At 36.3% G+C, this 19,452-nt stretch carries 20 protein-coding genes and 3 pseudogenes; 12 read left to right on the forward strand and 11 right to left on the reverse strand.

The genetic code is table 11. The features are described 5' to 3' along the window. Positions 1-110 precede the first annotated feature (110 nt). The 3 genes from ACEWFH_RS03810 to ACEWFH_RS03820 all read left to right on the forward strand — a co-directional run bounded on the left by ACEWFH_RS03810 (position 111) and on the right by ACEWFH_RS03820 (position 2,223). Positions 111-1,319: a sugar transferase gene (locus ACEWFH_RS03810; protein ID WP_473726172.1), complete on the forward strand. Its 1,209-nt coding sequence runs from the start codon at positions 111-113 to the stop codon at positions 1,317-1,319. Between the two features lie 56 nt (positions 1,320-1,375). Continuing rightward, positions 1,376-1,666, forward strand: a complete 291-nt coding sequence (locus ACEWFH_RS03815; RefSeq protein WP_473727203.1) for a helix-turn-helix domain-containing protein — start codon at positions 1,376-1,378, stop codon at positions 1,664-1,666. Between the two features lie 131 nt (positions 1,667-1,797). Continuing rightward, on the forward strand, positions 1,798-2,223 hold the full coding sequence (locus ACEWFH_RS03820) for a hypothetical protein (protein ID WP_473726173.1): 426 nt from the start codon (positions 1,798-1,800) through the stop codon (positions 2,221-2,223). Positions 2,224-2,888: 665 nt separating this feature from the next. On the opposite strand, the gene ACEWFH_RS03825 is transcribed toward ACEWFH_RS03820, so the two are convergent. The 6 genes from ACEWFH_RS03825 to ACEWFH_RS03850 all read right to left on the reverse strand — a co-directional run bounded on the left by ACEWFH_RS03825 (position 2,889) and on the right by ACEWFH_RS03850 (position 7,717). Next, positions 2,889-3,479, reverse strand: a complete 591-nt coding sequence (locus ACEWFH_RS03825) for a hypothetical protein (protein WP_473726174.1) — start codon at positions 3,477-3,479, stop codon at positions 2,889-2,891. Continuing rightward, the gene (locus tag ACEWFH_RS03830) at positions 3,467-4,240 is read right to left on the reverse strand and encodes a hypothetical protein (protein WP_473726175.1); all 774 of its coding nucleotides are present in this window, start codon (positions 4,238-4,240) and stop codon (positions 3,467-3,469) included. The genes ACEWFH_RS03825 and ACEWFH_RS03830 overlap by 13 nt, the downstream gene beginning before the upstream one ends. After that, the gene (locus ACEWFH_RS03835) at positions 4,237-4,794 is read right to left on the reverse strand and encodes a sigma-70 family RNA polymerase sigma factor (protein WP_473726176.1); all 558 of its coding nucleotides are present in this window, start codon (positions 4,792-4,794) and stop codon (positions 4,237-4,239) included. Before ACEWFH_RS03835 ends, ACEWFH_RS03830 begins: the two co-directional genes overlap by 4 nt. Positions 4,795-5,436: 642 nt before the next feature. Beyond that, positions 5,437-6,090 carry a membrane protein insertase YidC gene (gene yidC / locus ACEWFH_RS03840; protein WP_473726177.1) on the reverse strand — a complete coding sequence of 218 codons (654 nt, stop codon included), beginning with the start codon at positions 6,088-6,090 and terminating at the stop codon, positions 5,437-5,439. Positions 6,091-6,472: 382 nt separating this feature from the next. Beyond that, entirely contained in the window at positions 6,473-6,679 is a 207-nt protein-coding gene (locus ACEWFH_RS03845; RefSeq protein ID WP_473726178.1) for a hypothetical protein, read from the reverse strand. A gap of 465 nt (positions 6,680-7,144) precedes the next feature. Further along, entirely contained in the window at positions 7,145-7,717 is a 573-nt protein-coding gene (locus ACEWFH_RS03850) for a class D sortase (protein ID WP_473726179.1), read from the reverse strand. A 308-nt stretch (positions 7,718-8,025) separates the two neighbouring features. Here ACEWFH_RS03850 and ACEWFH_RS03855 point away from each other — a divergent pair, with 308 nt between their 5' ends. From ACEWFH_RS03855 to ACEWFH_RS03885, 7 genes and pseudogenes are all read left to right on the forward strand, one after another. Further along, entirely contained in the window at positions 8,026-8,760 is a 735-nt protein-coding gene (locus ACEWFH_RS03855) for a hypothetical protein (RefSeq protein ID WP_473726180.1), read from the forward strand. Beyond that, a pseudogene (gene sipW / locus ACEWFH_RS03860) lies at positions 8,696-9,264 on the forward strand (signal peptidase I SipW). Before ACEWFH_RS03855 ends, sipW begins: the two are co-directional and overlap by 65 nt. A gap of 75 nt (positions 9,265-9,339) precedes the next feature. Beyond that, a complete protein-coding gene (locus ACEWFH_RS03865; protein ID WP_473726181.1) occupies positions 9,340-10,164 on the forward strand; it encodes a TasA family protein in 825 nt (274 codons plus the stop codon). Between the two features lie 83 nt (positions 10,165-10,247). Beyond that, entirely contained in the window at positions 10,248-10,895 is a 648-nt protein-coding gene (locus ACEWFH_RS03870; protein WP_473726182.1) for a hypothetical protein, read from the forward strand. After that, on the forward strand, positions 10,865-10,942 hold the full coding sequence (locus ACEWFH_RS03875) for a hypothetical protein (RefSeq protein ID WP_473727204.1): 78 nt from the start codon (positions 10,865-10,867) through the stop codon (positions 10,940-10,942). The genes ACEWFH_RS03870 and ACEWFH_RS03875 overlap by 31 nt, the downstream gene beginning before the upstream one ends. Positions 10,943-10,973: 31 nt before the next feature. Beyond that, complete coding sequence (locus tag ACEWFH_RS03880; RefSeq protein WP_473726183.1) at positions 10,974-11,345, forward strand: helix-turn-helix domain-containing protein; 372 nt, start codon at positions 10,974-10,976, stop codon at positions 11,343-11,345. Positions 11,346-12,052: 707 nt separating this feature from the next. Continuing rightward, positions 12,053-12,517, forward strand: a complete 465-nt coding sequence (locus ACEWFH_RS03885; protein ID WP_473726184.1) for a hypothetical protein — start codon at positions 12,053-12,055, stop codon at positions 12,515-12,517. Between the two features lie 92 nt (positions 12,518-12,609). On the opposite strand, the pseudogene ACEWFH_RS03890 reads toward ACEWFH_RS03885, so the two are convergent. Further along, a pseudogene (locus ACEWFH_RS03890) lies at positions 12,610-13,475 on the reverse strand (SDR family oxidoreductase). Between the two features lie 261 nt (positions 13,476-13,736). Here ACEWFH_RS03890 and galU point away from each other — a divergent pair. Continuing rightward, positions 13,737-14,621 carry a UTP--glucose-1-phosphate uridylyltransferase GalU gene (gene galU, locus ACEWFH_RS03895; protein ID WP_473726185.1) on the forward strand — a complete coding sequence of 295 codons (885 nt, stop codon included), beginning with the start codon at positions 13,737-13,739 and terminating at the stop codon, positions 14,619-14,621. Between the two features lie 473 nt (positions 14,622-15,094). After that, positions 15,095-15,976: a hypothetical protein gene (locus tag ACEWFH_RS03900; RefSeq protein ID WP_473726186.1), complete on the forward strand. Its 882-nt coding sequence runs from the start codon at positions 15,095-15,097 to the stop codon at positions 15,974-15,976. Positions 15,977-16,023: 47 nt separating this feature from the next. On the opposite strand, the gene ACEWFH_RS03905 is transcribed toward ACEWFH_RS03900, so the two are convergent. The 4 genes and pseudogenes from ACEWFH_RS03905 to ACEWFH_RS03920 form a co-directional block, all read right to left on the reverse strand. Next, positions 16,024-17,469, reverse strand: coding sequence for a bifunctional metallophosphatase/5'-nucleotidase (locus ACEWFH_RS03905; protein ID WP_473726187.1), 1,446 nt, complete (start codon positions 17,467-17,469; stop codon positions 16,024-16,026). Between the two features lie 41 nt (positions 17,470-17,510). Next, positions 17,511-17,699, reverse strand: a complete 189-nt coding sequence (locus ACEWFH_RS03910) for a hypothetical protein (RefSeq protein ID WP_473726188.1) — start codon at positions 17,697-17,699, stop codon at positions 17,511-17,513. Between the two features lie 186 nt (positions 17,700-17,885). Next, complete coding sequence (locus ACEWFH_RS03915) at positions 17,886-18,188, reverse strand: hypothetical protein (protein ID WP_473726189.1); 303 nt, start codon at positions 18,186-18,188, stop codon at positions 17,886-17,888. Between the two features lie 244 nt (positions 18,189-18,432). Next, positions 18,433-19,352, reverse strand: a pseudogene (locus ACEWFH_RS03920) (LCP family glycopolymer transferase). Between the last annotated feature and the right edge of the window lie 100 nt (positions 19,353-19,452).

Raw genomic sequence — 19,452 nt, forward strand, 5'->3', positions numbered from 1 at the left:
GATGCCTTACTAATCTATGTTAGCTATCTATTTACGATCTATCTGTTTAACCTATTTACCACGGAACCATTGCTAGAGCCATTGGATAAAATGGTTGTAGTCATTTCAATATGTTCTATTGCATCCTTTTTTTATTCGATTGTTATACCTTTTTTAAGCGGAAAAACTTTAATAAGGTGCTACTAAACCTTGTATTAGCGTTATTAATCATTAACTTACCTCTGCTTTTTATCATTGGATTTAAAATAATTATAGTGGCTTTCATCACACAAGCATTTTGTGTAGGTTTCTTTCGGTACATCATTTGGCGCATGACCCAAAAAAGTTTTGGTCAAAAAAAGGTCTTGGTAATTACAGATGAGACAGAAGAACGAACGAGAATAATCAACAAAGTTTTACGTCACACACCGGGGTGGTTTGTTTTATCGGGAATTCTATCATCAAAAACATATCATGAAGAACTTAAAAACTTTGATAGTGTCATGATCGGTCCTTCTATTCAAGAAAGATGTAAAAAGGAGATCATTCATTTTTGTACAGCTGCAGAAAAAGAAGTTTTACTTATCCCAGATTTTTATGACCTATTGGTTACAACGAGCGATATCCAACAAATCGATGATATGATGGTTTATTCCATTCAGCCCACTAACCGTTTAAAAAGTAATGATTGGTTGAAGAGAGTGTTGGATGTGATCGGTTCATCTATTCTTCTTCTGATAAGCAGTCCATTTATGCTATTGTTCTTCATTTTGATTCCGTTAACTTCTAAAGGACCTGCTCTGTACGCCCAAGAAAGAATTGGATTAAACGGAAAGCCATACTTTATATATAAATTTAGAAGCATGATAACAAATGCAGAAAGTCAAACAGGTCCTACTCTGGCTACAGAAAGTGATCCAAGGATAACAGCTATAGGAAAATGGATAAGAGCAACGAGGATTGACGAATTGCCTCAACTATTTAATGTTATTAAAGGTGATATGAGTTTGGTGGGGCCAAGACCTGAACGGGATTATTTTATTCAGCAATTCAATAAGGATATTCCTTATTATAATCAGCGCTTAGCCGTTCGGCCGGGAATTACAGGTCTTGCACAAGTATTAGCAAATTATACAACATCAGTTGAAGATAAACTTCACTATGATTTGATGTACATTCGCGATAATTCTATCTTTTTGGATGTCAAAATTCTGTTTCAGACCATAAGAGTGGTATTACAAAGGGATCAAGCTCAAGGTGTTCCGCTCAACACATTTATGTCTTCAAAAGATTTAGTCATTCATACACTTAAAGTAAATAGGCAGCACAAAGCACACTAGGTTAATAGAAAACCAAAGGGGGACGTCATATTACGAATAAAGCATTAGGACAACACATTAAGGATCTCCGTTTATCAAAAAAAATAAGTATGACGAACCTTGCTTTAATGGCTGGAATCTCAAAAGGTCATTTAAGCAATATTGAGAATCGTGGTTCAAGTCCATCTGTTCAGGTGATTAAAAAACTTGCCCACGCACTTGAAATCCCTGTTGGATCCATTATCCCCAATTACGAGGATCAACTTGATCTGGAATGGACAGACCTCATAATGCAAGCGAAGAATATAGGGATTAGTAAAGAAGAAATCAGAGCTTTTTTGCCTATGAGAGTTGGAAGATTCAATTAAAAAAGAAGTTTGATGCACACAAAATCTCCCATAGAACACTTAGGGGTTCCAATTTTCTAAAAAATATAGTAAAATAATTTGAAAATTAGGTTTCGTTTTATCAGAATTGGGGAAGGAGAGTATATTTGGGGATGAAACATATTACATCAGGGTTTGGATTTGCGTTTATCTTCTTAGCCGGACTATTTGCTTTGGGACTGTATCAAACAGTGATGGTATGGGGAAATATTAATTTGTTCTTTGAACGAATTATGGGACTTACTTCAACTTCATTTATTTCTTCCATACTTCTATTCTGGTCCATTACAAGTGCTTTCTGGATTCTTAGCTTAAAAGTGCTAGATCTCGCACATAAGACAGAATTGTTCAATACGAAGAATGCGATCTTCGGTATGTTGTTTTTGTTCTTTGCGGTTCCATTCGGTATCTGTGTGCAAGTGTATCACGCTTTAAATATGAATTCAGGTGTAACAACCATCACTACGGCATTATTCATCATGACGATTGTCTCTTTTATCATTGGATTTGTATTTAAATTTAGACGAACAGCGAGATAAAAAATACCCTAAGCCCTAAGAGGCTTAGGGTATTTTTGGTTTTTTAGGAAGATATAAAAAAATAGACCTGTGAATCGTTGTTCTTAAGGTGTTCAAAAATTGTCCCCCAACGCTAACAAGCGTGAATGTGCTGCGGATTTATGCCAAAAGATATATAAATACCACCAAAATTTCGTGTTAACTCATAAGATTTTCTGGTTTTAATAGTTGGCACATCTTTTTGTCATGCATAGAAACCCATTTTGATACAGAAAACTTCCTAAATAGTCTATGGTGCGTGAAAATCGCCGAGATCTGCGCGCAAATCGTTCGTTTGTGCGTGGGAATAAATCTCAGCTGCGCGTAAACCTCATCCAACTGCGCGTAAATGAAGGGTAGCTGCGCGAACGTGTAATAAATAAAAGAACACGTACCGTAACCACACAAACAGTGCTGAAAATGCGACCAGGAAAACAGGGGAAGCATAGGACTAGAACGCTACATTAAGTTTCGTATAAGAAAATTTAACAACATTTAAACGAGTAAAAATGGAAAAAGAAGATGGCCAACAGCATTCTTTTTTTCTTTTTTACTTAAAGTTTGAATATTAGTGGAATAAGAACAAGCGATATGAATTGACATATACAATAAAAAGCTTGCAGTTTTGACTGCAAGCCGGAACACAGTTATTCATAAATCATAAATCCGTCATCTGAACGCACAGTAACTTCACGCTCGAAGTCGGATCCTTTAACATGAAAGACAAATGCATTAACATTATTTATTTGTATTTCTCTTATAAAGGTTGCGCTCTGCGTTTCAGTTACTAGGAGCTGATGAGCTTCTTCTTTAGTCAATTTTAAGTTAGTTCCTTCTAATGAAGTGTGTGTCCAGTGATCCATCTTCCATTGTTCCCCTTCTCTAACAAGTGTGAATGTCCATTGATCGCCTACGTTAACCTCGCCTGTAGGTTCCAATCCACCTATTAAAATTTGGTCTTCTGTAACCGACTTTATGTTAAAGCGAACGACGGGATGAATTCTTGGTAGAAAACCAATATCACATTGACAATAATAGTTAGGAAGTAAATCTCTTAGTATGTTTTCGGAAAAATTTTGAGTAACATAAGGCTCGAAATCTGGCCCAGCCACCTCGTAAGTTGCAGGGTTTTTGGCATTCCAATTATTCTTCTCACCAGATACGGCGAATGTTCTAGAAATATCAGCTAAATTTTTTGTGAATATTTGTTTAGCTTCATCCAAAGTTACTTTTTCCATTTTTGAAGGAACCGGTGCCTGTTCTTCCTTTTTTCTTCAGTTCCCTTGTTCTCTCCCTCTTTCTCTTGATCTGAATTCTGTTCTTTCTCATCAACAATTGGATTGGAATTAGGGTCTTTCTTTTCATCCATTAAATAATCAACAGAACTAATGATAAATGAACTTATGGTTTTGGTGCCGTTCATGGCTTCAATCTGTATGGAACTCATCAGGTCTTCTTTGGTGACTTCCTCTTTGAGCAGAAACTCTTTTGATAAGGTTTCGCTTTCATCCATTCCTATAGGCTTGAAGGTTTCAGGTTTAATTATTTCAGATCTAGTACCTGCCGCATCCACTAAATGATCATTTAAAAAAGATATACGGTACGATAGCGAATTCTTTATTACGTCCTTTGACTCATTTTTTATGGTGAATGTAACCGTTAATCGCTTTTCACCAGAATATTTTGCTAAGCCACTCCCAGATACCTGCTGCGTAATAACAGGAGCTACAGGCGCTGGCGCTTCTTCATTAATCTGAACCTCAGGAGTGGACATGAATTGTTTGTCAAAATAATAATACGATGAAAAGATGATTCCTGAGAAAAGGGCTGCGGTGAGTAGTTTTGGGATGAATACATGTGGAGTCTTTTTTGAAATTGGATTTGATAATTGTTTAATTTGAGAACGTATTTGGTGTTCGTCCTTTTCTGTAAAAACTTTTGTTCTCGAAATCTCTTGATCCATACTGATAGAAAGCCTTTTTAGTTTATCCTCCATCATCTTTCACCTCCAAGTTTCACATATTTTTCATGAAGCAATTTTCGCGCGCGACTTAGCCGTGTTTTTACCGTAGCTTCATTCAAAGAAAGAAATTCACTTGTCTCGCGAATTGAAAATTCTTTATAGTAGTGTAATAAAATGACTTCTCTATACTTAAGTGATAATTGTAGTACAGCCTGATACAATATTCGGTCTTCCGAATTAGAAATAACGTGGACTTCCACAGCGTTTTTCTCACTGGAGGTTTCGCCTGTGAATTTATCTGCCAATTGTAACTTACGATATTGCCAACTTTTTAAGTAATCTTTTGATTTATTAATTGCAATGGAATAGATCCAACTGCGTATGGCTGCATTCCCTTGAAAGGAATCTAATTTTGTATAAATTGTAATAAAAACGTCCTGTGTAATATCTTCTGCTTGTGGCCAATTTTTTACAAATGTATATACAAGGCGTTTGATTTCTTCTCCATATTCTTTCATTAAGCAGATAAGAGCTTCTTCATGGCTGAGCGCAGTAATTGAAAAGTCTGTGCTCAAATCCCCTTTTTCCACATTACATGACCTCCTCGTTGTTCTGATGGTAAGACGATACAGATATGGTAAAGGTTTCAACAATAGTTTAATACATTTTATTTTGGATTCGAAAATTTTTTTGTTACACCAAGGACGAATTGGTCTGTGAAGTGACGGTAAACTAGCGTGATAGTGAGGAACTGGCTTCTTAGCGAGGTGTTAGATCTTTTTTATAGATTATTTTTGTTGTGAGAGTGAAATGATGATGATTGATTTAATATGGCTGGAGAGGTAGTTTTAGTACTTCTATTTAGCTATTTTGTAGCATGATTTTATGTCATTTATGTGTGACTTGATGGTAACTGCGCGAAAATAGCAACATCCTGCGCGCAACTGGGCTCGATGTGCGCGCAACTTAGGTGCAACCGAGTGTAAAATTAACTCAACTGCGTGAAAAACATGTAATCGTGCGCGGATGTGTAATAATTATAAGAACACGTACCGTAAAATATATTAGCTCTTAAATAATAGCCCTTCCTTCAAAGAGAAGGAGGGCTACACTAAAAACACATGTATCAACCATTCACAACCTGCCGCGCCATTAATATAAATCAAACCCCTGTATAGACGGATCAGCAAGGACTGACCATAGAACCACTATCTATAGAACAGTTCTATCTCTTATACCATACTCTTAATAATGATGTTCTGAACAATCAGGAGCACTCCATTCACTGACCAGTAAAAAGGCAGAATGGAAGGGCTGCTAATAGACACTAGAAAGATAACAATGGGGGATATAAGCATCATCCATTTCATATTACTCGGACTACTCGAACTGGTAATATTGGGACTACTCTTCCCCTGAAAATAGTAGATAAACCCAGCTACTAAAGCTAAAACGATACTTGTCTCTGTAAAATTAAACATTAAAAAGGAATGATTTGAAACATTAGCTATCTCGATAACCGCCCAATACATTCCCATCACAATTGGCAACTGGATAAGCATAGGAAGGCACCCTGTAGAAAAAGGATTAATCTTATACTTCCCATAAAGTTGAACCATTTCCTCTTGCTGTTTTTTAATTTCTTCAGGTTTTTTTCGATTCTTATATTTCTCTTTTAACCCTTCTAATTCTGGCTTAATCAGCTCTAGTTTCTGGTTTGTTTCTTTTTGCTGTTTAGCTTGCTTAATAAACAGCGGCAAGAGTATGATTCGTAAACCCAATGTGATGGTGATTACAGCTAATCCGTAACTGCCATTAAATAAATCTGCAACAACATGTAACATCTGACTGAAAGGATATACAATAAACTCAATAATACTCAACATCTAGTCTCCTCCTCTATTTTATTCGTTAGAGAAGGAGCGAACAATCCTCCAGATCTTTGTTCGATGAGTATTTAATCTTAAGCTTTTGAAAGGTGAAAATGAAAATTCTTATATGTAAAACACGGCTATGTAGATTTATAACAATATTAGTAGCTACCTTAATACATTGAAATGAACACAAAGTTTCCTTGCCAACAAAAGAAGTAACAGAAGGCAGCTGATAAATGGTTATGAAAAGTAAGAGAAGTGTAGAGATAAAAAGATACTGTTCAATGAATAAAGTAAAATCAGTCATGTTTATCTCTCCCTTCGATTTTTAATTATTACGTGTATACATTAAAAAAGTTCCAAAAAAAGACAGCCAATAGTAGCTGCCTGATCATTATGTTTTAGAAATAAATAAATATTGATATCTGTTAAAAGCCTTGCCATTCACGACAATAAGTTTTTCATTATAATCATCAATATAGCCAGCGTCCACGGTTACCTTCTCCTTCACACAAACAACGTCTACCTTAACCATTAAATAACGATGATAATTAAAATCATGATCATTATGGATTGAACTTCCGGTTGGAATGATATACATGGACCGTGCTCCTTTTTGACTGATGATAATCCAATCATAATATGGTAAATATTAACTGTAAAGAAATATTTTACGCATTTTAAAACTGATCTCCTGCATCCTTGTACCTAATACGTATACTAAGTTTACCTTCATCTGTTTCGGAAATACTGAGCAGTTGATTGGTATTTTTGTCATAATACCAATCGATGCCCGTTTCACTTTTATGATAGGGTTCACCTAAATCGTAAATATATTGTAATAAAGCATCAGATTTAACAATGGATATACCAATATAATTCACAGTTCCATTTTTTTCTTGAAAATTAGGATCATTGTAACCATTCCTAATTGAAAAATAGGTGAATTACTATCATGCTATTGATTTTAAAAGTTAAAGCTTCCTAAGGGATTTCATTTTAGTATCGGTTTGTTAATTAGCACAAACTTAAAAAAAGGACCACATAAGCTCCATGTTGTTTACAATTAAGTTCTCTTTGCATAAATAATATATCTTTCAGGTGCGTTTCCTATATACGAAAAAGGATAACAAGTAGTCAAAACCAGAATTTCTTCAGGATAGGTTGATTGGATAACCGTCCGATCGTTGGCATCTACAATTTTTGTTTTAAATATTTCGTAGGTGTAAACCCCAGAAGAGAGTTTAATGGTTAATTTATCTCCGTTACTTACCTTTCCTAAATTTCTAAATACAGTATCCCGATGCCCAGATAAGAGAATTTGATCTTTTTCACCTGGAAGTGATGAGCCAGAATAATGGCCAACACCTCTCTCCAGTTCATCCGGATCGGTACCCTCAATAATTGCAAGCGCAGCATCTATTGTAGGTATCGAGAGTAATCCAATAACTTCCCCTTTATTCAGTTTAGTATTTATAGACTTTTTGTTAGTAGTTGGTGATGAAGAGGATTTTATAACTTCCTGTGCTTTCCTTAAACTGCTATCTTGCTGCTCTTTTAAAGATGTAAATTGTAATAGTCCATAAACCAATAATAGAAATCCACTGATTAAGATAATCCATGATATTAATCTGCGCACAGTATCACCTCCTGTATTAAATATTTAGTTGATATATGTTCTTAATAATGAAAATTAAACAATTCATCTAAGTCCATTATAATGAACATAAAGTTCTGTAAAAAATACAATTTTTTAAGTATTTGGAAGAAATTGAGTGATTTATTTAGAAAAATGTTCTTTTTATAGAACAAACGGCTTATTTTACACCTTTTTGAATTAGGTAATATGTATTATACTCACATTATAAGTTCTTAATAAAGAACAAAGCGAATTATTTAATTACAAACCCTTTTAAGAACTTGAACATAAGGGGCGTGAAACCAGTAATGAATACATTTCCAAGTCGGCGGACAAAGCATAAAAGATTAACCAGAAGAAATAAGAATAAATTCTGGTTAATTACAAACATATGGATGTTTTATTTAATTGTTATTTCAGTTCTTTATTTACCTAATTCAAGTACATATTCAAAATTTAATGACACAGAGAAGATAGCGAACACAATAGCCACTTTAGAAGATTTTTGTTCGGATAAGGAGTATGAAAAGAAAAATAAAGAAGCTTGCAAGAAGAAGGATGACTCTGGCTTAGGTAATGGACCAAATGAGGGAGACGATGGAGAGTCTGGGGATCCTGATAACCCTGGAAAAGGGAACGAAGACAAAAAAGATTGTCTTCCTGATGAATGTGTAGATGATCATCCTAACAATGGCAATCAAGGTGGTAACTCTAATGGGGATAAAAGTAAGAGTGTGAACGAAGAAAAGAAAAATGAAACAAATAAAGAAAAAGAAGAAACAACTGATAAAACTGAACCAACAGAGGAACCAGTTGTTTCAGACTCTGAAGGACCTAAGGAAACCGAGGAAAAGAGCCCAGAAAAAAGGAACCTACTATTAAGAATAATGAAGAATCAACAGAATCAAAAACGATTGAGGAAAATCAAAAAACTACAACAGAATAAATCTTTCACAATAAAAGTAAAAGGTGGTTTTTATGAAAATAACAATAAAAATTTTAAATGGATTGATAACTACTGTTTTAGCCATTACATTACTTAGCATGATTTTTATAGTGATTTCATCTAAAGCATCTGGTGGAGAACCTAGTTTCTTTGGATATCAAATAAAGACAGTTTTATCAGGGTCAATGGAACCAACTTTTAAAACAGGTTCAGTTATTGCGGTAAAACCTTTAGAAAATGCTATGAATCTAAAAAAACAGATGTTATCACGTATTTAAAACAAGATCAATCAATTGTGACTCATAGAATTGTAGAGGTTATTAAAAACGGTGATCAAGTTATGTATCAAACAAAAGGGGATAACAACAAGGCCGTCGATACACAACTTGTTCTCGCACAAAATGTGATGGGTAAGTATTCAAACTTTACAATTCCTTACCTTGGTTATTTCATAGACTTCGCTAAATCCAATAAAGGTACTGCATTGTTGTTAATCATTCCAGGTGTCTTGCTACTCATTTATTCTGCAATCTCCATCTTAAAAGCGTTAAAAGAGCTCGATAAAATAAATAAGAATTCAAGTGTAGAAAAAGCGGTATAAAAATGATTGTATCCCTGACAAAGGGTTCAATATAAAAATTACATACCTCGTAACCGAGGGAGAAGAGGGGAAAAAATGAGTATTAAAAAACAGTTAGGTATGGGAGTAGTAACAGCAGCACTAGGATTAACATTAGTAGGTGGGGGAACTTGGGCAGCATTTAACGATACAGCAGTTACAAATAATCATTTTGCAGCAGGAACATTAGATTTGGAAGTTGGAAAAAGTGGCTCTAAACCGATTACTTTTGATCTTTCGAACATGAAGCCTAAAGATAATGTTCAAAGAATTTTCAAATTAAACAATAAGGGAAGTTTAGCTATTAAAGAAGTTTTATTAAATACTACTGCAAGTAATTTTGATGGTAAAACTGATTCAACTCAGAGTGAGTATTTATCACAATTTGTAATCAACTTTGCTGCAGTTGATGGTGAATCTACTAAGTGGGAACCAAGAAATCAAATTGTTAAAGCAGGGGAAGAACTAACTTTGGCAGATCTTGTAGCTGGTCCATCTGCGTACAAATCAAAAATTAACGCAGCTTTTTTAGCTACTGATGGATCTGATCGAATTAACTTAGCACCTCTAACTGTAGCAGACAAAGATAGACGTGGCATTCCTGTGAATCCTACAGATTCAGATGATGTATTTATCCAAATTACATTTAAAAATGACGAAAATAAAAATGATAAAGGAGAGTATTTCCAAAATAAATTCCAAGGTGATAAAATTGATTTCTTCTTTAACCTGGAAGCTACTCAATGGGATGGAGTACATGTAGATTCTCATAATGGCAATGGTGCAATCAACAACGATGTTCAAGGGTCTGCAGATGGAGCTACAATGCCAAATCCTGTTACAGAAGGTTCTTCAAAGCACACTGAAGAAGTCAACGACTAATTTATTATAGTTATTAGGAAAGAAAAGGTGGGGGATCCCACCTTTTATTAATATAAATACTATTATTTTTTGAGAGGTTCAAAATGAAACTATTAAAATTACTTCTCACTTCTTTATCAATTTTATTATTACTACCAACGTTGGTTCATGCTCAACCAAACGAATCACTTAATATCAATACAAGTCCCAGCAGTTTTTTATTTAATCTTACGAACATGAAACCTGGTGACTGGGCAACTAGGAAGCTTACTATTCAGAATAGAGGGGCAGAAGATTTTAAATATAATATTCAAGCGATATTTAAAGGCGGTTCTAAAAAGTTATATAACGAATTTTTGCTTAAAGTGTGGGATTCAAAAGGTGTTTTACATACCGGCAAACTAAAAGATTTTAAGAGTCTGCCTGCAAGGTATTTAAATTCGAAACATCAAGAAGATCTTATGTTTGAAGTTAAATTCCCTAGTGAACTTGGTAATGAATTTCAAGGATTAGCCTTCGACGTGGAATTTAAGTTTATTGTTGAAGATAAGGTTACAGAACCAAACGAACCGTCCGAACCAGATGACAATGGGCCGATCAATCCTCAGCCTGGAGATGACGACACTATATCTCCTGAGCGTCCAATTCCTTCAGATGGTTTGAATTCCCCCCAGTTGAGGGTCATATTCTTCCTGAAACATCCACAAACACATATAATTATTTGTTTAGTGGAATCGTACTTTTACTTTTAGGAGCAACCACACTATATAAGCAAAGAAGAAAAACTATAGATTTATAAAAACAGTATGTAAATGAAAAGGAAGCTGGTGATGTTAAACAAAATTGGGATTGAAATTAAAAGACGAAGATTATATAAAAATTTAAGTATTACTAAGCTTTCTGAGTTGGCAGGCATCTCAAAAAGCTACCTAAGCAGCATCGAAAATCATGAGACAAATCCATCTGCGCATATGATTCAAAAGATAGCGAAAGCGTTAGAGGTTCCTGTGGAGCAGTTGTTAGATATTCAAGTTGAAATTCTCGATCAAGAATGGGTTGAGCTTTTGGCTCAAGCTAAAGAACTAGGTCTAGAAAAAGAAGAAATTCGCGAATTCTTGGCTTATGAAGCGTGGAAACGTTCCATCAAGAGGGAGTGTAACGGTGATTCGGTTAGGAAATGGTTTGTACATCTGTCATCTTAATGGGCACCTATTAAAAATAGTATATAAAGGGAATAACGAATGCGAGATATATTTAGGTGATGATTATCAGGGTAGAGCTTCTTTTGATTATGTAAAGAAAAAGTTAAACATGATGGAAAAACGGTGGAACACATCTAAGATCAGCCACTATCAATATAAGGAATTAAAAACCACATATGATCAAAGTGTATAAACAAGCCAAGACCTTAATTAGGTGTTGGTTTTTTTATTTTTTAAATTATAAAAAAACTAGACCTGCGGATAGTTGTTCTTAAGGTAACCACACCATTTTTGTTATAACAAGCTCACAAGTGTGATTGTGCCCTCAAAAATTCGGTTTAACAATAAAGAATTATTGTATCTATAGCTGCTTAACCCTACTAACATGCATAGAAGCCCTTTTCGATACCAGAAACTGCTTAAATTATTCTTGGGTGCGTGAAAATCACCGAGATGTGCGCGCAAATCAAACGTTTTTGCGTGGAACTGAAGCATAACCGCGTGTAAACGGCATTGGACTGCGCGTAAATGGAGAATATCTGCGCGAACGTGTAACAAATAAAAGAACACGTACCGTAAACACATAGACAGCGCTAAAGAAAAATGCGTCGAGGAAAAGAAGAAAGAAGAAGTATTTCATAAACAGAGTGAAACCCATAATCCGTCTGTTTCGTCTAATGAATAACCAAAATAAAGGAGAGGATTAGTTGATGAAACGACTTCTGATCGCAGTATCGTTATTCTCAATGATTATGATGGGTAGTGTAGTGACTGATTCCGTTGCAAAGGATTCTATTACAGTAAAAGCATCTGAAAAGCAAGTCAGTTTAGAAGATGTAAAAGGGAAGTTGAAAATTGGACAGTCTAAAAAAGAAGTAAAAAGCATATTGGGTGGATCGTACTCGAAAGTTAGAGGAGCTATGGATAACAGCTACATGTGGAGATACAATATTAATACCATCCAAGGATATAAATTTAAAACCGATACAGATGAAGTGGATCTAAACGGTCTGCAAAGTAAAGAGGTAGAGCTTATTGTATTCATCAAATGGAATGAAGAAAGTAAGACAGTATCATCTTTGACCGTTTACTATGTGGATGAAATCGATGGAAGGATTCACGAATATCGATTGTTACCAGATGGTACTACAAGGGATACCGTCATTTATTAAAAAAGTTTATTAACAAGTTTTTAGGTCAAAGAAGCCTCTCAAAGTCCCAGAATTAAAACAAACTGGCTAATTAGGCCAGTTTGTTTCTTAATCTATCCATTTACAACCTTACCGCCATTAATATGAATCATCTGCCCCGACACATAAGAAGAATCTTCACTTGCTAAATACACATATGCTGGTGCAAGTTCTTCTGGCTGACCTGGACGACCCATCGGTGTATCCTTTCCGAACTGTTCTACTTTATCTGCTGTAAATGTCGATGGAATGAGCGGTGTCCAGATTGGACCTGGCGCCACGCCATTTACACGGATTCCTTTTTTACAAGGTTATTGGATAACGACCGAGTAAACGACACGATCGCACCTTTCGTTGAAGCATAATCAATCAACTCTGGATGTCCTTGATAAGCTGTGATCGATGCTGTGTTAATAATCGTGCTTCCTTGTTTTAAGTGAGGTAGTGCAGCTTTCGTTAAATGGAACATGCTGAAGATGTTGGTGCGGAATGTTTTTTCGAGCTGCTGGGCTGTAATGTCCTCAAAGTTTTGCTGTGGATGCTGTTCGGCCGCGTTATTTACAAGTACATCAAGTCCACCAAACGAGCCGACTACATCACGAACTGCTTGATCGCAAAACGATTCGTCACCAATATCTCCTCGAATCAATAAGCACTTTACGCCTTCTTCTTCCACTTGTTTCTTCGTTTCCTCCGCGTCCTGGGATTCTTCTAAATAGATGATTGCCACATTTGCGCCTTCTTTTGCATACGCAATAGCTACGGCTTTACCAATTCCGCTATCTCCACCCGTGATTAATGTGGATTTACCTTTTAACTTTCCGCTCCCTTTGTATGTAGGGCTCTCGGACTGTGGTTTTGGTGTCATTTCAGATTCTACACCAGGCTGCTGATTTTGATGTTGTGCAGGTTGACCTTTAGGATGATTTTGATCAGACATAAATTCATGCACTCCTTTTTTAATGTTTTCTCTTCTAAAACTACCTTTCCCAACTCTCAACTGAATAAACATTTAGAGTGCAAAATTAAGTCCATAAGGGGTAAAAAACAACTTGCTCCGTATGAATTCTTAACAATTGCATATGAATTGTAAAAACGATGTAAAAAATTATGAATCGGGAAGAACTATGTAAACGAGTAAGGTATGATGAAGGAGATAAGGCTAAATACATGTGAAATTCTATATAAAGGAGTTCACCAAATGAGAGTAAAAAAGGCGATTATTCCTGCCGCAGGACTGGGCACTCGGTTTCTGCCAGCGACAAAAGCTATGCCGAAAGAGATGCTTCCGATCGTGGATAAACCGACGATTCAATATATTGTTGAAGAAGCGGTTTCTTCCGGAATTGAGGACATCATTATCGTTACAGGTAAAGGAAAAAGAGCGATCGAGGATCATTTTGACTTTTCATATGAATTAGAGCAGAACTTGTTTCAAAAAGGAAAACTTGAGCTGCTTGAAGAAGTGCAAAAACCATCTAAGCTCGTGGATATTCATTATATTCGACAGAAGGAACCAAAGGGGCTTGGCCATGCCATTTGGTGTGCACGGAAGTTTATCGGAAATGAGCCTTTTGCAGTCCTGCTTGGTGATGATATCGTAACATCCGATACGCCTTGCTTGGAACAGCTTATTCATCAATACAACGAGTATCAATCTTCTATCATTGGTGTTCAGCAAGTGCCAGAAGAAGAAGTTTCTCGATACGGAATTGTTGATGGCAAACAGTTAAACGACCGTTTATATTCGGTGAGCCATTTGGTCGAAAAGCCGAAACAACAAGAATCACCATCCAATGTTGCCATTATGGGACGCTATATTTTAACTCCTCAAATTTTTGAAATCTTAGAGAATCAAACACCTGGTGCAGGCGGCGAAATCCAGCTAACAGATGCCATTGCCGAACTTAATATATCTGAAGACGTGTATGCGTACGATTTTGAAGGTGTTCGATATGATGTTGGGGAAAAGTTGGGTTTCATTAAGACGACAATCGAATTCGCTCTCCAACGAGACGATTTGAGATATGACTTGCTAGACTACTTATCACACCTGCTTAAACACTCGGATTTGCCAACAAAATAAGATAAATTTCTGAAGATGGTTCCCAAGCGGAGCCATCTTTTTCATATAAAATTAGTTTTACGGTACGTGTTCTTTTATCTGTTACACATTCGCGCACTTACTCGCTGTTTGCGCGCAGGTTCCCGCCTTTTACGCGCAGCTTTCCGCTTTACGCGCGCACATTTTCATATTTTACGCGCACATACCGACGCAATCCGCGCACGCGCCCCTAATCTGCCGCATAATGGCGGCCTCTACTCATCAAAACATCAGGAATAACATTAAAAATGATCCTACAAAATCAGATTCTACCTTTATCCGGTGTTTTTTATTAAAAATCAGTGCAATCAACAGGTTTTTTCTGTATTTGCTTGCTATATAAACAATCACAAAATAGCAGCTAAAAAATATTTAATTATTTTTTTATCATGATGGCTCTTTTTCTCTTTCTCAAGACATTTATAGATGAGTCAATAAAAGGGAGGAACAGAAAAATGAGAGCGGGTAACATCTATCAATTTAAAAACTTAAGTAAATTCCAAAATGTGACAGAGTTTAACGAACAGGTATATATGTTTTTTCAACAGTACCCAGATTTGCTCACCCGATCGGAGTACATCGCGTTTGAGGTGTTATGTCAATATAGTGTAGTCGTACCAGGCGTGGCAAATGCGAAGATTGCTACACTTGTCTCTGCGTGCTCAAAAAAACAGGGAGGGATCTCGCGCGCGACATTTGTCCGCATGCTAAGAAAAGTGAAAACAGCAGGATTCTTACATGTATATAAAACGTATCGATCAAATGGAGGATTTGCTCATAATGTCTTTGTGTTTCAGCCAATTGATGTATCGCTGAAAACACAACTGACGTATCGGCATGCTAACGAAACTCCTTCAGAGAGTAGGGGAGAAACATCAAAATCAGCACCTGAAACTAAGAATCTCTACTTAAATCTAGAAAATAAAGATCTAAACATACGTCAGGAAAAGAACGTCATTATCACATCACAATTTCCGGCTGCATCGGCGACTTCTCAACTTCACGATCTCGACTACACCTTCGTTCCTGATAACGTCCCAAAACCATTCATCCAATCAGTAAAACCATTCTTTGACCGAGCAGAAGAGATCTATACGTTCTGGCACAAAGCATTAATCGCATATAAAAAGTTTAATTTTCGTACACCGATCGAACAGTTAACATCGTTAGTCGTTGAAGCATTCAAAACCACTGTATTTCTTTATAAAAAACGCAAAATCAAAACGAGTTTCACACAGTACTTCTATGGAACATTGAGTGGAATGTTCAGTACGGAGAAGAGGAGAGAGCAAGCAGCCTATCAAACCACGCCTCGCTATAAGTGGTTAGAGGAATAAAAAAGACTGGCTCAAAGAAATCTTTGAACCAGTCTTGATAACTGTAACTATTGTTTAGCTTTATCAACAATACGGCCCTCAACCACAGGGTTAACTGTTTTTAACTCAGCTACATAATCACGAAGGTTTTCCCAGTCTGAAGCACCGAGGTCTGTAACGCGGCCTTGCTCGTACGCTGTTTTAAATACTGTAAATCCATCTCCACCCTTAGCGGTGAATGCGTTTGTAGCAATTACATATTCTTGAGATGGGTTAATTGTAGTAAAAGTGCCATCTGCGTTCTTCACTTCCATTGTTACAACTCGGCTGCCAGCTGGTTGTGTGCTGTCATACGTAAATTTCATGCCTGAAACGTGAAGGAAACCACCACTTTCTCTTGGTGCTTGGCTTACACTGTGCTCTAATGCCGTCTTAATCTCTGCACCAGTTAACTTCATCGTTGCAAGTGTGTTTCCGAATGGAAGAGTCGTTAGTACATCACCGTACGTAATCTCACCTTGATCAATCGTTGCACGAATTCCGCCGCCGTTTTGGAAGGCCATAACGACATTTGGATTATAATCCTTAGCTTTATCAAGCATAGCGTCTGTAATTAGGTTGCCTAGTGGAAGTTCGCTATTTCTTACACTCGTTCCAGTTCCGCTAGTACGTGGCGCTAACAATGCCTGTTCAGCTACACCGCCAGTTGGCGTGTTTTTAATCTCATCTATTTTACTTGAGTACTTTTTCAAGAGTTCAGCAGCTTCAGGATCTTCTGATTTCCCTTTAATCTCAATCAACTTTCCAGCTTGACCAACAACTTTTCCTTTTTTATCAAATTGAACATCTAACGTTCCTAAGAAATCGTTATATTGATAGGCTTGTACGATAACCGTAGAGTCCTTTTGTTCGCCATTTTCATCTGCTGAAACGACAACAGGAGCATTTAATTGTGTATGACTGTGGCCGCCAACAATTACATCAATGCCATCTACATATTTTGCTAGTTCAAGGTCATTGTCGTACTCGGGATTGTCATCAAAACCAAGGTGAGTAATTGCAACGATTTTATTTACGTCACGCTCTTCTAATTCTTTTACTGCTTTTTGCGCTTCTTCAATATAATTTTGGAATTCTACAGATTCAGGACTAGAAATATCAGCCGTTTCCGCTGTTGTTAATCCAATAAAACCAACTTTTTCACCGTTCACTCTCTTAATAACGGAAGGGTAGATCTTGCTGTCTTTAGGATTGCTTGCGTATTGTTCTTTATATAGAGGGCTTAATTTTGCATCCTTAGAAAAATCAACATTCGTACTTACGAATGGAAAGTCAGCGTTCTTAACAAAATCGGCTAATGCTTGATGACCTTCAGGGCTTGAACCGAGATCAAATTCGTGGTTACCGAATGTCATAAGATCATAGTCTAAAAGGTTCATAAACTCTAGGTCTGCTTGTCCTTTAAATTGGTTAAAGTATAGCGATCCTGAGAATACATCACCTGCATCGAGCAACAACGCATCCGGCTTAGCTGCACGGACTTCTTTTACGGCTGTTACTTTTTGGCAACATTATCTAAACGAGCATGAGAGTCGTTTGTATGCATGATAGACAGGTTGAAAGTTCTGTCTTTGGAAGGTTTTCCTTTTGCATCTACAGAACCAGGCATTGCTAGTGGAGAAGCGATTACCCCAACAGCAAGGGAACTAACTAGTAATCTTTTAAACGATTGCTTAATTGACATTTCATCACGTTCCTTTCAAAATTTGTCATACCATACTAATTTATCATTTATAATAGGGAGCGCTAGTCGAAATTTGTCGAGTATCGTAAAAAACTTTTAAATTTTAAGTAAATAGTTGGTTGTGTTTTAAACGTACACAACGAAAAGACGACAAAATAAAAAAGCCTACGCATCCGTATGGCTTTTTTACTTCCATTTCTTCATCTTTTCTTTAAGATAGTCTCGTACTTCTTCAGCTTCCGTTCGATCTACACTTTGAAAATCACCGTCATGTTTTACGATGAAAAAAGCGTCCTTAGGCTTTTTCTTTCCATATGTAAGCTCATATCCGTTATCAACATTGCAGACAATTTTAAATGGCGATCGGTAAAAGGGCTGCATATCTAAAGGGCCGCTTACGATGTCTTCAAATACTCTTAAGTTATTATCAATCGATACAATCGAAGGGCGTTTGGATGGTTCAACCATTAAAACAGAAATTGTAGACACTGATATTCCTCCTCGTTCATCCTACTATTATCATAGTATCATACACCTTGTTAATTGGTAATAGGTGTAAATTAAGTGATTTTGTCGAAATATTACAAATAATGTTGTTTTTTCAAGAAACTGTTCTATATTCTAGCAATGCTTGTAAATAAACAAAATACGGTTAATTATACTAGTAAATTATTATTCTTCAAGAAGTATAACAAAAAACCAGACCTTTACAAGGTCTGGTTACAATTACCTATTATTTCAAATATTCTTTCAACAGATTCTGAACACGTTCTTTCTCTGCGTCATCCACGATTCCGTAGTAAGTGCCGCCGATCATTTTACCTGAGCTCTTAATTTCTGTTGATTCCATCTTGTGGCGTGCGTTTTTATAATTCTTTTGAATATCTTTCATCTCGCTGAACGTCATATTCGTTTTTGTATTTTCACTCATGATATCAAGTATGTTATCAAACTTACTTATAGAGGAAACACGTGCACCTTTGTCAATGATCGACGTTATGACCTGACGCTGACGGTCATTTCTTCCTAAATCCCTTTTGTATCTTCGTATCTCATTCTGGAATAGGCAAGAGCTTTCTTGCCATTTAATTCTTGTGGACCTGCAGGGAATGAGTAGCCTTCATAATTAAATGCTTTTGGGTTATTAACGTTAACACCACCGACAGCATCTACTACATCCCGAAAGGATTCCATATTTACTTTTACATAATAATCAATAGATGTATCAAGGAAATTTTCTACCGTATCCATGGCCATTTGTGTTCCGCCAAATGCATAGGCGTGATTAATTTTATCGTCAAATCCTTTACCAATAATTTCAGTGCGTGTATCACGCGGAATGCTAAACATTAACATCTTATCGTCTTTTGGATCGACCGCCACAATAATGATTGTGTCAGATCTCCCAGCGTCTCCAGCTCTTTCGTCAACACCTAATAATAGGATAGAAATGGGTTTTAAATCTTCCTGATTTCCTGTAACCGTAGGCTTTGGTTTATCGGTTTCTACTTTTTCGTGCATGTCTGATACCGCATCCTTCGCCGTGTCATACAAGTAATAGCCATAACCTCCGACACCGACTACAGCTATCCCTGCAATGATGCTCAATATGATTAGAAATTTCTTCATATAAACAATCTCTTCTTTCTCCAAATAATAGGTTTCCTTTATTTGGAGTATATCAGATGAAAACATACTTGAATATTCTAAAATTACTATAAAATTAGATTCCGGAAAAACTATGTTACGATAA

Source organism: Fictibacillus sp. EA-CB0309 (assembly GCF_055814265.1).

Excerpts from the sequence above, each read along its gene's own strand:
- ACEWFH_RS03810 (WP_473726172.1), top strand. The coding sequence starts at position 111 with ATGTTCTATTGCATCCTTTTTTTATTCGATTGTTATACCTTTTTTAAG.
- ACEWFH_RS03820 (WP_473726173.1), top strand. The coding sequence starts at position 1,798 with ATGAAACATATTACATCAGGGTTTGGATTTGCGTTTATCTTCTTAGCC.
- ACEWFH_RS03825 (WP_473726174.1), bottom strand. The coding sequence starts at position 3,479 with ATGGAAAAAGTAACTTTGGATGAAGCTAAACAAATATTCACAAAAAAT.
- ACEWFH_RS03830 (WP_473726175.1), bottom strand. The coding sequence starts at position 4,240 with ATGATGGAGGATAAACTAAAAAGGCTTTCTATCAGTATGGATCAAGAG.
- yidC (WP_473726177.1), bottom strand. The coding sequence starts at position 6,090 with ATGTTGAGTATTATTGAGTTTATTGTATATCCTTTCAGTCAGATGTTA.
- ACEWFH_RS03845 (WP_473726178.1), bottom strand. The coding sequence starts at position 6,679 with ATGTATATCATTCCAACCGGAAGTTCAATCCATAATGATCATGATTTT.
- ACEWFH_RS03855 (WP_473726180.1), top strand. The coding sequence starts at position 8,026 with ATGAATACATTTCCAAGTCGGCGGACAAAGCATAAAAGATTAACCAGA.
- ACEWFH_RS03865 (WP_473726181.1), top strand. The coding sequence starts at position 9,340 with ATGAGTATTAAAAAACAGTTAGGTATGGGAGTAGTAACAGCAGCACTA.
- ACEWFH_RS03870 (WP_473726182.1), top strand. The coding sequence starts at position 10,248 with ATGAAACTATTAAAATTACTTCTCACTTCTTTATCAATTTTATTATTA.
- ACEWFH_RS03880 (WP_473726183.1), top strand. The coding sequence starts at position 10,974 with ATGTTAAACAAAATTGGGATTGAAATTAAAAGACGAAGATTATATAAA.
- galU (WP_473726185.1), top strand. The coding sequence starts at position 13,737 with ATGAGAGTAAAAAAGGCGATTATTCCTGCCGCAGGACTGGGCACTCGG.
- ACEWFH_RS03900 (WP_473726186.1), top strand. The coding sequence starts at position 15,095 with ATGAGAGCGGGTAACATCTATCAATTTAAAAACTTAAGTAAATTCCAA.
- ACEWFH_RS03910 (WP_473726188.1), bottom strand. The coding sequence starts at position 17,699 with ATGTCAATTAAGCAATCGTTTAAAAGATTACTAGTTAGTTCCCTTGCT.